The organism is Massilibacteroides vaginae, assembly GCF_900178525.1.
Lineage (GTDB): Bacteria > Bacteroidota > Bacteroidia > Bacteroidales > Tannerellaceae > Massilibacteroides > Massilibacteroides vaginae.
The window spans coordinates 139,434-153,665 of sequence record NZ_FXDJ01000008.1 but is presented as its reverse complement, the minus strand read 5'-3'; the positions used below and the strand labels follow the sequence as shown (position 1 = coordinate 153,665).

General features: G+C 41.7%; 7 protein-coding genes. 4 read left to right on the top strand and 3 right to left on the bottom strand.

The window, feature by feature from the left end; genetic code table 11:
• Positions 1–14 precede the first annotated feature (14 nt).
• Positions 15–4,517: a glutamate synthase large subunit gene (gene gltB / locus B9Y81_RS06065; RefSeq protein ID WP_085536113.1), complete on the bottom strand. Its 4,503-nt coding sequence runs from the start codon at positions 4,515–4,517 to the stop codon at positions 15–17.
• A gap of 377 nt (positions 4,518–4,894) precedes the next feature.
• Between gltB and B9Y81_RS06060 the strand changes: the two genes are divergently transcribed.
• From B9Y81_RS06060 to B9Y81_RS06045, 4 genes are all read left to right on the top strand, one after another.
• Positions 4,895–6,775 carry an amidophosphoribosyltransferase gene (locus tag B9Y81_RS06060; protein WP_085536112.1) on the top strand — a complete coding sequence of 627 codons (1,881 nt, stop codon included), beginning with the start codon at positions 4,895–4,897 and terminating at the stop codon, positions 6,773–6,775.
• 19 nt (positions 6,776–6,794) lie between these two features.
• The gene (carA, locus tag B9Y81_RS06055) at positions 6,795–7,871 is read left to right on the top strand and encodes a glutamine-hydrolyzing carbamoyl-phosphate synthase small subunit (RefSeq protein WP_085536111.1); all 1,077 of its coding nucleotides are present in this window, start codon (positions 6,795–6,797) and stop codon (positions 7,869–7,871) included.
• A gap of 105 nt (positions 7,872–7,976) precedes the next feature.
• Positions 7,977–11,201, top strand: a complete 3,225-nt coding sequence (gene carB, locus B9Y81_RS06050) for a carbamoyl-phosphate synthase (glutamine-hydrolyzing) large subunit (RefSeq protein ID WP_085536110.1) — start codon at positions 7,977–7,979, stop codon at positions 11,199–11,201.
• A 16-nt stretch (positions 11,202–11,217) separates the two neighbouring features.
• Positions 11,218–11,958 (top strand): inorganic diphosphatase, encoded by a 741-nt coding sequence (locus B9Y81_RS06045; RefSeq protein WP_085536540.1) that lies wholly within the window; start codon positions 11,218–11,220, stop codon positions 11,956–11,958.
• A 28-nt stretch (positions 11,959–11,986) separates the two neighbouring features.
• Here B9Y81_RS06045 and B9Y81_RS06040 read toward each other — a convergent pair whose 3' ends face one another.
• Together B9Y81_RS06040 and B9Y81_RS06035 are read right to left on the bottom strand one after the other, a co-directional pair.
• A complete protein-coding gene (locus B9Y81_RS06040) occupies positions 11,987–12,781 on the bottom strand; it encodes a M48 family metallopeptidase (protein WP_085536109.1) in 795 nt (264 codons plus the stop codon).
• 149 nt (positions 12,782–12,930) lie between these two features.
• Entirely contained in the window at positions 12,931–14,232 is a 1,302-nt protein-coding gene (locus B9Y81_RS06035) for a glycoside hydrolase family 57 protein (RefSeq protein ID WP_085536108.1), read from the bottom strand.

Genomic DNA, 14,232 nt, shown 5'->3' with positions numbered 1-14,232 from the left:
CAATTAAACTGTGATTAATAATCGCGTTGCACTTCTGCTATTTTTTGCTGCAACCTCTTCATCTGTTCTTCCTGTAGAACGTTCTTGTATTCAATCGGTGTGATCTGAATAAACTCATGCAGATACGTATTCCAATTGTCTAACAGCTGACCAGCCAGCTGACTACCTGTGTAGTGGTAATGCTTACGAATAAGTCCAAGCAACTCTTTTCGGGCAGCACTTTCTTCGATAAGTGAAAGTTCCACCATCTCCATATTGCAGTAGTAATCAAAGTCGCCTGCCCGGTTCCAAACATAAGCTACTCCCCCACTCATCCCGGCGGCAAAATTCCTTCCGGTGGCGCCTAATACCACGACGCGCCCTCCGGTCATATACTCGCAGCAGTGGTCGCCTACGCCTTCTACAACAGCTATTGCACCACTGTTTCTCACGCAAAACCGTTCTCCTACACGCCCGTTAATATAAACTTCACCGCTTGTGGCACCATATAACAATGTGTTTCCTGCAATTGTGTTTTTCTCGGCCACAAATGTAGACCGGATAGGCGGCATCAGACTGATGCGACCTCCACTAAGCCCCTTACCAAGATAATCGTTCGATTCACCTTCCAAACAGAAGTGTACACCATGTGCAAGAAACGCACCGAAGCTCTGTCCGGCCGAACCTTTAAATTTAATATTAAGCGTATCGTCCGGAAGACCGGTATTACCGTATCGTTTTGCGATCTCTCCGGAAAGCATAGCACCTACTGATCGTTCCGTGTTTTTAATTGTATAATTGAGCGAAATTTCCTGTAGAGAATCAAGTGCAGGCAAAGCCTGACGGATAATTGTCCGGTCTTTCACTTCGTCGATTTGGTGTACCTGTTTTACGGTTTTGCGAATAGCGTTTATTTTTCCTTCTTCGGGGAAATATAATAACCGTTTGAAATCGAGCAAATCGTGCTTCGTAATGCCGCCGGACGATTTGCGTTCAATCAACTCGGTATGACCGATAATCTCATCCAGTTTGGTATAACCCATTTCGGCAAGATGTTCACGAACTTCTTCAGCAAGGAAGTTGAAGAAGTTCACCAGATATTCCTGCTTGCCAAGAAAACGCTTGCGCAACTCTTCATCTTGAGTTGCCACTCCGACCGGACAGGTGTTCATGTGGCATTTACGCATCATCACACACCCCAACACGATCAGTGCAGAAGTGGCAAAACCAAATTCTTCGGCTCCGAGTAATGCCATCAGCACAATGTCACGTCCGGTCTTTAGCTGACCATCCGTTTGAAGGCGCACCTGTCCGCGCAAATTATTCATCACCAGCGTTTGTTGTGATTCGGAAAGTCCCAGTTCAGGCGGCAATCCGGCATAACGGATTGAACTGACCGGAGAGGCTCCCGTACCACCTTCCGCACCGGAAATGATCACACGGTCGGCTTTGGCTTTTGCCACCCCGGCGGCAATCGTTCCTACTCCACTTTCTGAAACAAGTTTCACACTGATTTCTGCTTGCGGATTCACGTTTTTAAGATCGAAAATCAGTTGAGCTAAATCTTCTATAGAATAGATATCATGGTGCGGTGGCGGTGAAATCAAAGAGATACCCGGTATTGAATGTCTTGTACGGGCAATAATATCATTTACTTTATAGCCGGGTAGCTGTCCACCTTCTCCGGGTTTAGCTCCCTGTGCTATTTTTATTTGAATTTCGTCTGCATTAACTAAATATTCAGTAGTTACACCGAACCTGCCGGAAGCAACCTGTTTGATAGCAGATCGCAACGACAAACCGTCCTCACGAAGTTTATAACGTTCAGGATCTTCGCCTCCTTCGCCAGTATTACTCTTTCCGTGAATACGATTCATAGCAAGCGCCATCGTTTCGTGAGCTTCTTTACTGATAGAACCATAACTCATGGCACCTGTCACAAAACGTTTCATAATCTCATAAGCAGGCTCTACCTTTTCCAACGGAACAGGTTTGCCTTTCTTTATAGTCAGAAAATCACGCAGAAAAATAGGTTCTTCTTTGTCATTCACTATGGCGGTATATTCTTTAAACTTTTTATAGCTGCCCAAGCGAGTGGCTAATTGTAATGTAGAGATTGTTTCCGGGTTCCACGCATGTTTCTCTCCATCCAACCGATAACTGTAAATTCCTTTATGCTCAAGCATATCATGCAAAGGTACATCATAGGCTTCGTAATGCATACGAGCAATATCCGTTGCCAGTTCCTCCAACCCGATTCCACCCACATTGCTGGTCGTTCCACCGAAGTACGCCCTACTTAGCTCTCTGCTCAGTCCTACTGCTTCGAATAATTTGGCACCCCGATAACTACGGATCGTGCTAATTCCCATCTTACTCATTACTTTATAGAGACCTTTGCAGAGGGACTTGATATAGTTTTTTTCAGCAGTGCCGTAATTCATCTGGATTTCATTCTTTTTAACGACATCATCCAATATTGCAAATGCCATATAAGGATTGACCGCACTTGCTCCGAATCCGAGCAACAAAGCAGCATGCATTACCTCACGCAAGTCGCCACTCTCAACGATTAAAGCTGTCTGCACCCGTTTCTGCACAGCAATCAAATGATGATGCACGGCACTTACGGCAAGTAGTGAGGGAATTGGCGCATGTGTTTCGTCAACATCTTTATCACTTAAAATAATATAATTTACCCCATCGGAAACAGATTGTACAGCCTGTTTGCATAACCGGTCCAAGGCTGCCTTCAAACCTTTCCTTCCTTGTTTTACTTCATATAAAACAGACAGTTTAACAGCATTGAAACCTTTATAACGAATATTGCACAATATATCCAGTTGCGTATTAGTTAGAATCGGATGATTAAGTCGAACCATCTTGCAATGACTCTCGTTCGGTACAAGAATAGTATTACCCACCCCACCGATGTATTCAGTAAGACTCATTACTAATTCTTCCCGGATCGGATCAATTGGCGGGTTAGTTACTTGTGCAAATTGTTGGCGAAAGTAGTTATATAACAACTGAGGTTTGTCTGACAGCACAGCAAGAGGAGAATCATTCCCCATCGAACTAACCGGCTCTGCACCCGAAGAACTCATTGGAATAAGAATACGTTCGATATCTTCACGCCCATAACCGAATATCCGAAGTTTTATATCGAAGTTTGAAATGCTGTTACTTGTTTTCCGTCCGGACTTTAATTCGTCCAGTTCTACCCTGTTGTTGGACAACCAGGTTTTGTATGGATTAGCTTCGGCCAGTTGCTTTTTTAGTTCACCGTCATAATAAACCTCCCCTTTTTCGGTATCGATCAATAATATCTTACCCGGTTGTAAGCGCCCTTTCTCCTTTATCATGTTTGGTTCAACATCCATCACTCCTACTTCGGAAGAAACCAGCATTGTGTTGTGTTTCGTAATCAGGTAGCGAGCAGGACGCAGTCCGTTGCGATCAAGCATGCCGCCTGCATATCGTCCATCACTGAATAAGAGAGCAGCCGGTCCATCCCACGGTTCCATCAGAATTGAGTGGTATTCGTAAAACGCCTTTAACTCTTCTGATATAGGATTGCTTTCATTGAAACTTTCCGGCACCAGCATGGCCATAGCGTGTGGAAGACTTAAACCGGAAGCAACAAAAAACTCTAATACATTATCTAATGAAGCACTATCACTCATACCCGCTTGTATAATCGGGCGTATATTTTCTATATCAGGTATATGGGGAGAAGATAAAATACTTTCTCGTGCTTCCATCCATCCCCTGTTACCTCGTATGGTATTGATCTCACCATTATGCGCAAGCAAACGAAAAGGTTGCGCAAGGCTCCAGGTGGGAAATGTATTCGTACTGAAACGAGAATGTACCAAAGCAAGTCCGCTTGTAAAGTAGTGATTTGTCAGATCAGGAAAGTATTGGCGCAGTTGCAAAGACTCCAACATACCCTTGTAGACGATCGTTTTTGTTGAAAGGGAGGCTATATAAAAGTCTTCTTTATAGCGTAAAGAAGCATGCAAAACTTTATTCTCAACCCGTTTACGAATTAAGTACAATTTCAATTCTAAAACCTGTTGTTCATTGCATCCGGTAATAAACAATTGTTTAATATCCGGTTCGGTACGCTGTGTATCCGGACTAAGGATAGACGTATTTACCGGAACCTTACGCAGATGCATCAACGTTAAACCCTCTTTCTCTACTTCCTCTATGAGGATGCTCAGAATTGCGGCCTGTTCATTCTCTTGTTTAGGAAGGAATATCAACCCTGTACCGTATTTGCCTTTCTCCGGAACAGGAATTCCTTGAAGTAGTATAAATTCATGTGGGATCTGAACCAGAATACCGGCACCATCACCTGTTTTATTTGCCCCTTCAGCTCCTCTGTGTCTCATGTTTTCCAAAACACGCAAAGCAGAATCTACAATATCATGTGATTTTTCACCCTGAATATTCACCAACATACCTACTCCGCAAGCATCGTGTTCGTTAGTAGGATCATACAGACCTCTATTTTTATTAAAATGACTCATATTAACCACTTTTTGATGACTTTATGTTTTCATATACATTAATTAAACATCATTATGAAAGGCAAATATATTGTATTGATTTCATTTAACACGCAAAAAGAGACGATTTGCTTACATTAAAACCTTTTAACATGGAAGATCTTTCAATTTGAAACAAGAGTGATATTCACGCATTACATATTATAATCAAAAGTCATAATATCACTTTCATATAAACATTTAATACAGAATAATTTTTATTTTACATATTCATTAACAAAAAGACCTCCCATATTCACGAGTCTGTTAAATAGATTATTATTTTCATTTAAGATGATTTTTATGTTACAGAATGTCTGTATCTTTGCGGCGGTATTAACGAATACAGGATTTATTTCATGGAAGAACTTAAGCACGAATGCGGCGTTGCGATGATACGACTGCTTAAACCGTTGGAGTATTACCAACAAAAATACGGCAGTTGGATGTATGGGCTTAATAAACTCTATTTGCTGATGGAAAAGCAGCATAACCGCGGACAAGAAGGTGCAGGATTAGCCTGCGTAAAATTAGAAGCGAGCCCCGGAAACGAATATATGTTCAGAGAAAGATCGGTCGGAACGGGTGCTATTACAGAAATCTTTTCCTCAGTACACCGGAATTTCAACGACATCCCCAAAGAAAAACGAGAAGATCCCAACTACGCTAAAACAACTCTTCCTTTTGCAGGCGAACTTTATATGGGACACCTGCGCTACAGTACAACCGGTAGATCCGGCATTTCATACGTCCATCCTTTTATGCGCCGAAACAACTGGCGCGCCAAAAATATAGCACTTTGCGGTAATTTTAATCTCACAAACGTTCATGATATTTTCGATGAAATAACTGCTATTGGTCAGCATCCGCGTCAATTTGCAGATACATTTATTATACTCGAACAAATGGGACATCGTTTGGACAGAGAAGTAGAGAGGTTATATCAGATAAGTGAAGCCGAAGGTCACACAGGAATGGAGATAACCCATGACATTGAAAAGAATGTAAATATGGGTAATGTACTTAAACGATGTGCTCCCCAATGGGACGGCGGTTATGTAATCTGTGGTCTGACCGGAAGTGGTGAAGCATTCAGCGTACGCGACCCGTGGGGAATTCGCCCGGCATTTTATTATGTTGACGACGAAATTGCCGTGATTGCGTCTGAACGCCCTGTCATTCAGACCGCCATGAACGTGGAAGCATCCAAAGTAAAGGAGTTGGAAAGAGGACAGGCATTAGTGATCCGAAATAATGGAGAAGTTCAATTGCAACAAATTGTAGAGCCCAAAGCGCTTAAGGCTTGTTCCTTTGAACGTATCTATTTTTCTCGGGGTAGCGATGTGGATATTTATAAAGAACGCAAGCATTTAGGGCGCAACCTAGTGACTCCGATCTTAAAGGCGATTGATTACGATATTCAACATACTGTATTTTCATTTATTCCTAATACCGCCGAAGTTGCTTATTTTGGAATGCAGGAAGGTCTGGAAGATTACCTGAATGAAATAAAGAAAGAAGCGATATCTAACTCGTCAAAGTTGTTTTCTGAAGAGTTGGAGCTAATCCTTTCCATGCGCGTACGCTGTGAAAAAGTAGCTATAAAAGATATTAAACTACGTACGTTTATTGCCGAAGGAAATAGCCGGAATGACTTAGCCGCGCACGTTTACGATATTACTTATGGAAGTTTGGAGCCATACAGAGATAATTTGGTGGTTATTGACGATAGTATTGTTCGTGGTACTACACTCAAACAAAGTATCATCAGTATCTTAGACCGGTTAAACCCTAAAAAGATCGTGATCGTGTCGTCTTCACCGCAAGTCAGATACCCGGACTACTACGGAATTGATATGTCAAGAATGAACGAGTTTATAGCTTTCAAGGCAGCAGTAGCACTGTTGCATGAAAGAGGTATGGCACATATTATCTTAGAAAGCTATAAAAAGGCAAAAGGGCAACAACAATCCGGCACGTATCTTGTTAATTATGTGAAAGAAATATATGCTCCTTTTACCGATGAGGAGGTATCTATAAAGATGGTAGATTTGCTCACGCCCAAAGAAACTAAAGCAAAAGTTGAGATCGTTTATCAAACAATAGAAGGTCTTCACGCCTCTTGTCCGAATCATCCGGGAGATTGGTACTTTACGGGAGATTATCCTACCCCCGGCGGTACGCGTCTCGTAAATGAAGCATTTATCCATTATATGGAAGAAGAGTATTTAGTCAAATGATACAACATAGAACTTTTATATGCAGAAAGACAAAACAGCAATTTTGATTCTGGACGACGGCAGCGTCTTTCAAGGCTTTTCCTTCGGATACGAAAAGTCTGTTGCCGGCGAAGTAGTATTTAACACAGCAATGATGGGTTATCCGGAAAGCCTCACAGACCCTTCATACGCCGGTCAGTTAATGACGCTTACCTTTCCTTTGGTCGGCAATTACGGAGTACCTTCGCGAACATTTAGTAAAAACGGAGTAGCCACTTTCATGGAAAGCGAGCGCATTCATGCTGAAGCAATTATTATCAGCGATTATAGTCGTGAATACAGTCATTGGAATGCTGAAGAGAGTTTGGGCGACTGGCTGAAAAGCGAACAGGTTCCCGGCATTTATGGCATCGACACAAGAGCACTTACAAAATTACTTCGCGAAAAAGGAAGTATGAAAGGTAAGATTGTAATTGACAATCAGGATGTGGAATTTATTGACCCGAACCTGATAAATCAAGTTGCCCGTGTTTCTTGCAAAGAGGTAATCACTTACCCCGGTCCGGAAGGAAGTAAGCGAGTTGTATTATTGGATTGTGGTGTAAAGCATAACATCATCCGCAGTTTATTGAAAAGAAATATTACGCTGATACGTGTACCCTGGGATTATGATTTTAATCAGTTAGAATTTGACGGATTATTCCTGTCTAATGGTCCCGGCGACCCTGATACTTGTGACGCGGCTGTTCAGCATATCCGCAAAGCATTAGAGGGAAACAAGCCTATCTGTGGAATTTGCATGGGTAATCAATTACTGGCAAAAGCAGGTGGAGCAAAAATATACAAACTTAAATACGGGCATCGAAGTCATAACCAACCTGTCCGGCTGGTTGGAACCAATCAATGTTTCATCACTTCTCAGAACCATGGTTACGCGGTTGACAACGAATCTTTAGGAATCGATTGGGAGCCGCTTTTTGTTAATATGAATGACGGTACGAATGAAGGTATTAAGCACAAAAGCAAACCGTTCTTCTCTGCTCAATTCCATCCTGAAGCCTGTAGCGGTCCGACGGATACGGAATTTATGTTTGACAAATTTGTAGAGATGTTATAAGAAAAGAGTAAGCATGAAACGAACATGTGAAACGCTCGTTTACACCCAAGTGAATTATTAAGTGAGTTCCATACGACCTTAATGTAAAAAATAAACGATAATCGTATGAAAGAAGATATAAAGAAAGTCCTGATACTCGGTTCAGGCGCGTTAAAGATCGGAGAAGCCGGTGAATTTGACTACTCCGGATCCCAAGCACTTAAAGCAATCAAGGAAGAAGGTATTAAAACAGTCCTCATTAATCCGAATATTGCAACGGTACAGACATCTGAAGGAGTCGCGGATACAGTTTATTTTCTGCCCGTCACTCCTTTTTTTGTGGAAAAAGTTATTGCGAAAGAACGTCCCGAAGGAATTTTATTAGCTTTTGGAGGGCAAACAGCACTTAACTGTGGAGTTGCTCTTTTTGAAAGCGGAATATTAGAAAAATATAATGTACGCGTATTAGGAACTCCCGTACAGGCCATCATGGACACGGAAGACCGTGAACTCTTCGTCAGGAAGTTGGATGAGATCAATGTTAAAACGATTAAAAGTGAAGCCGTAGGTAATATAATTGATGCGCGACGTGCCGCTAAAGAATTAGGCTATCCGGTAATTATCCGTGCGGCTTATGCACTTGGAGGACTTGGTTCCGGATTTTGTGACAATGAAGAAGAACTGAATGTATTAGCCGAAAAAGCCTTTTCCTTTTCTCCTCAGGTATTGGTGGAAAAGAGTTTGAAAGGGTGGAAAGAAGTAGAATACGAGGTAGTTCGTGACCGGTTCGACAACTGTATTACGGTTTGTAACATGGAGAACTTCGACCCGTTAGGCATTCATACGGGAGAAAGTATCGTTATTGCTCCTTCGCAAACACTTACAAACGCGGAATACCATAAACTCCGTGAATTGGCAATCCGCATCATTCGCCATATTGGAATTGTAGGTGAATGTAATGTTCAATATGCTTTCGATCCGGAAAGTGAAGACTATCGTGTGATTGAAGTAAATGCCCGCCTGAGCCGCTCTTCGGCTTTAGCGTCTAAAGCTACAGGTTATCCGCTTGCTTTTGTGGCTGCGAAACTGGGATTAGGTTATGGTTTATTTGACCTGAAGAATTCGGTTACTAAAACAACCAGTGCATTTTTTGAACCGGCTTTAGATTATGTGGTTTGTAAAATACCACGCTGGGACTTGGGCAAGTTTCACGGTGTAGCCCGTGAGTTAGGATCGAGCATGAAATCGGTGGGCGAAGTTATGGCTATCGGGCGTACTTTCGAAGAGGCTATCCAGAAAGGCCTACGGATGATTGGACAAGGCATGCATGGCTTTACACAAAACAAAGACATAAAAATTGATCATATCGACAAGGCGTTAAGGGAGCCTACTGATACACGCGTATTCGTTATCAGTAAAGCTTTCCGCGCGGGATATACAATTGATCAGATACATGATCTGACTAAAATAGACAAGTGGTTCCTTCAGAAACTATACGGAGTCATGCAAACGTCATACGAGTTGGAAACTCATTCAAAACCTGCGGACATACCTGACGATCTATTCCGTTGGGCAAAGAAACAAGGTTTTTCAGATTATCAGATAGCAAAAGCCGTACTGAAAGACAGTATGGAAGATCCTGAATTAGGCATTCTGCAAGTACGTCAGGATCGCAAAAGGCGTGGCATCCTACCTGTGGTTAAACAGATAGATACATTGGCGGCTGAATATCCGGCACAAACCAATTATCTCTACCTAACATACGGAGGAACAGAAAATGATGTAAAATACGTGGGAGACAAACGCTCGATAGTTGTATTGGGCTCGGGAGCTTATCGCATAGGTAGTTCGGTTGAGTTTGACTGGTGCGGTGTACAGGCTTTAGAGACAATCAGAAAAGAAGGTTGGCGTTCGGTCATGATCAATTATAACCCGGAAACAGTTTCGACTGATTACGATATGTGTGATCGCCTCTACTTCGACGAACTGACTTTTGAGCGGGTTATGGATATATTAGAATTAGAGAATCCACATGGGGTTATCGTATCTACCGGAGGGCAGATACCCAATAACTTAGCCATACGATTGGACGAACAACACGTAAATATCCTTGGAACTACAGCGAAGAGTATCGATAATGCTGAAGACCGGCATAAATTCTCCGCGATGCTCGATCGTATTGGTGTTGACCAACCCAGATGGAAAGAATTAAGCAGTTTGGATGACATTCACACGTTTGTGGCCGAAGTAGGCTTTCCTGTGCTTGTGAGGCCAAGTTATGTACTGAGTGGTGCTGCCATGAACGTCTGCTCAAACAATGAAGAGCTGGAGAGATTCCTGCAACTGGCGGCAAACGTAAGCAAGAAACACCCGGTTGTTGTAAGCCAATTTATCGAACACGCGAAAGAAGTGGAAATGGATGCAGTAGCAGATCATGGCGAAATCATTCTCTATGCTATCAGCGAACATATCGAATTTGCAGGTGTACATAGTGGCGACGCAACAATACAGTTCCCGGCTCAGAAACTCTATGTGGAGACTATGAGACGAATCAAACGCATCAGTAAAAAGATTGCTAAAGAATTAAATATTTCCGGTCCGTTCAATATTCAATACCTGGCTAAAGGAAACGAAATAAAGGTGATTGAGTGTAATCTCCGTGCTTCAAGAAGCTTTCCTTTTGTTAGTAAGGTTCTGAAAATTAACTTTATCGAACAGGCTACTCGTGTAATGCTGGGACTACCGGTACAAAAGGTTTGGAAAAACGAATTCGATTTGGATTATGTCGGAATTAAAGCTTCTCAATTCTCCTTTAACCGACTACAGAAGGCAGATCCGGTATTGGGCGTAGATATGGCATCTACCGGAGAAGTAGGCTGTCTGGCAGACGATACCAACGAAGCGGTTCTTAAAAGCATGTTATCAGTTGGACTACGTGTTCCAAGCAAAGGGATTCTGCTTTCTACCGGTACACCAAAGCAAAAAGCAGACATGCTTGATGCAGCAAAACTACTCCAAGAAAAAGGCTATCTGCTTTATGCTACCGGAGGAACACACCGCTTCCTGACCGAAAACGGAATAAACAGTATCCGTGTTAACTGGCCAAGTGAATCAGGTGAGCCTCAGGCGTTAACCTACATGCGAGAACGAAAAATCGACATGGTTGTAAATATACCCCGCGATTTGAGTGCGGGTGAGTTGGACAACGGTTACAAAATACGCCGTGCAGCAGTTGATCTTAACATTCCGTTAATAACAAATGCTCGTCTGGCAGACGCTTTTATTCAAGCCTTTTGCACATTGACAGTAGATGATATACAAATCAAAAGCTGGCAAGAGTACGGTGCATAACAGTAAAATCATAGAAATGATCGAAAAAGCAATCAACAATTACCTCAAACAACAGAATCAAACAAAACTATCACCCAAAGCCGTCTTGTTCGACATGGATGGAGTTTTGTTTGATTCCATGAAATACCATGCGAGAGCGTGGCAGGAAACGTCAGAGAAACATCATCTGATCTCTACTCCGGAAGACTTCTACCTTTTTGAAGGAAGAACCGGCGAAAGTACGGTAAACGAGTTATACCTCCGCACATTCGATCGCGTAGCAACGGAAGAGGAAAAACAGACGATGTATAAAGAGAAAGCGGCTTTATTCAACAGTTACAATGATGGCAGTGTTATTGCCGGAGCTCAGGATGTTGTACAGGAAGTTATTCACAACGAGCTGCAATGCCTGGTAGTTACAGGTTCCGGACAACATAGTTTATTTGACCGATTAGACGACGCTTTTCCGGAATGTTTCAATCGTGAATTAATGGTCACAGCGTATGATGTAAAAATTGGCAAACCCCACCCTGAACCCTACTTAATGGGATTAGATAAAGCCGGTGTAGCAGCAAACGAAGCAATCGTTGTGGAAAATGCCCCTATGGGTGTAGAGTCGGCAGTTGCGGCAGGAATATTCACGGTTGCAGTAAATACCGGACCGTTGCCCGATTCTGTTTTATTGGAAGCCGGAGCACACCTACTCTATCCCGATATGCAAAGTTTGGCATTAGATTTACCCCGATTGCTAAACACAATAAAAAAGACGAACTCTTAAGAGCTCGCCTTTTTTATTGTCCTTTTTTTTATTTCTTCATGTATTTCTTTGCTTCCGGTAGGAATTTCTGTATTTCAGAAATACGATTAGCATCTCCTGGGTGAGTACTCATTATTTCCGGAACTTTGGCATCAGATGCAGCAGACATCTTTGTCCAGAATGAAACTGCTTTATCCGGATTATATCCGGCAATAGCCATAAAGATCAAACCCATGTGGTCGGCTTCATATTCATGTTTACGTGAGTACGGAAGCATTACACCGAATTGGGCACCTAAGCCATAAACTGTGCCGGCTACTGTTTGCACAGCGGCTGAGCTACCACTAACAGCCTGATCTAATACCGCAGCACCATATTGGGTGAGCAACTGTTGGCTCATTCTTTCATTCGAATGTTTGGCTACAGCATGTGCCACCTCATGACCTACTACTACCGCAAGTTCATCGTCAGAATCCACCAAATTTAAAAGACCTTCATATACGACAATTTTACCTCCGGGCATACAAAAGGCATTCACTTGATTTTCATTCACAAGATTAAACTCCCAGGCAAAGTTCTTTGCTTCTGCCTCCATACCATTTGCCTTCAGATAAGCTTCAGTGGCTGAAGCTATTTTCTTACCAACCCTGACAACTTGTTCAGTTTTCTTTTTGTTGCCCGATAGTTTCGCCGTTTTTATATAGTCATTATACTGTGTCAAACTTGACGTTAACACCTCCTGATCAGAAACCAACAAAATCTGCTTTCTGCCTGTTAGAGGAACACTACCACAACTGCTTAACATTACAAGAGCAACAATCCAAATTAATAATTCTTTATTCATAACTATTCATACACTTAATTGATTACACAAAAATACAAGATTCCCCAAATATCTATATCATTTATCCTTACATTAATTAACTTTTCGATCATTTCATATAGAAAAGGGCAGACCTAAGCCCGCCCTTTCTTTTCTTTTTGTTTTCTGAGTCATTCGGTTGTTAATTTTTTCTCTAACTTTTTCTTTGTGTTTGTTAATTCCTTTCTTAACTGTTCGATTTCAATACCTTGATTTCGGATAGTAGTAAGCAAGGAATTTAATTCTTCATTTTCTATTGAGGTTGGGAAAAGAGCGGTTACACGAACTATAAAATCAGACAATACATTCATATAATTATTGAATGCATCATAAGCATTTTCATAAGGACTGAAACCGACATGTCCCCGTTTTGTATTCATATAATAGAAATGGTCACTACTTTGCAGATAGGTCCAATCTTGCAGTATTCTCCTGTTATCGCTTAATCTTACTCGTTCGCCAATTTCATTTATCTTGCGAAACGCTTCCTGTTGCAACACATTACCTAACCATGAACTGCAATCCTTTTCCTCGTCAACCCAAGACATTGGATAAGGAACAGATATAGAATCAACGGGTTTTAGTAATGAGAACACTTCTGAAGGCATAGAGAAGCTTATTCCCTTTTCAGCGGCAAATCGAGGCAAGGCTTTAAAGAAGTCAAATATTCCTGTTTCGGCAGCATTTAGTGTTCCCAAGACTTCGTAATTCATAAACAAACTTATTATTTGTTCAGATTCGGGTGTTGAAGCGATCCAAGAGATATATTTATCTGCTGTTAAAGGATACTCATTCCAACTATAATTGCTGAATCTCATAGATAAATCTTCACTAAAGCGATCGTTCTTTAATAACATTTTCAGCTGTGGCTGCATGATTGAGGAATACATATAGTTCGGACTTTTCCATCCTAAAACATGCTTCGCACCTTCAGTAAGCATACCTCTGAAGCCCATCTGATAGACTAATTCAGAAATATCATCCGAGTAAATCAACTCCGTGTTTCTAAACACTTTCGGTTTTACACCAAATAATGTATAGATTTTATTCTGATGTCTTTTTACTTGTTGTTTAAATTCCTCTTCATCTCCCAAAGAAGCTAAAGAATGCGCGTAGGTTTCAGCCAGAAACTCTACATTTCCGGTTTGAGCTAATTCTTTAAAGCTGTCGATCACCTCGGGAGTATAAATTTCCATTTGCTCTAACGCCGTTCCGGATATTGAAAAAGCCACTTTAAACTTACCTCCGCTTGTCTTGATCATGTCTAAGATAGCTCTATTGCCAGGCAAATAGGTTTTTTCCGCTATACGGCGTATGATTTCTTCATTCTGAAAATCATCGTAGTAGTAATGATCGTTCCCTATATCAAAAAAGCGGTATCTTTTGAGCCGAAAGGGTTGATGTATTTGAAAATAAAAACAAATTGTTTTCAT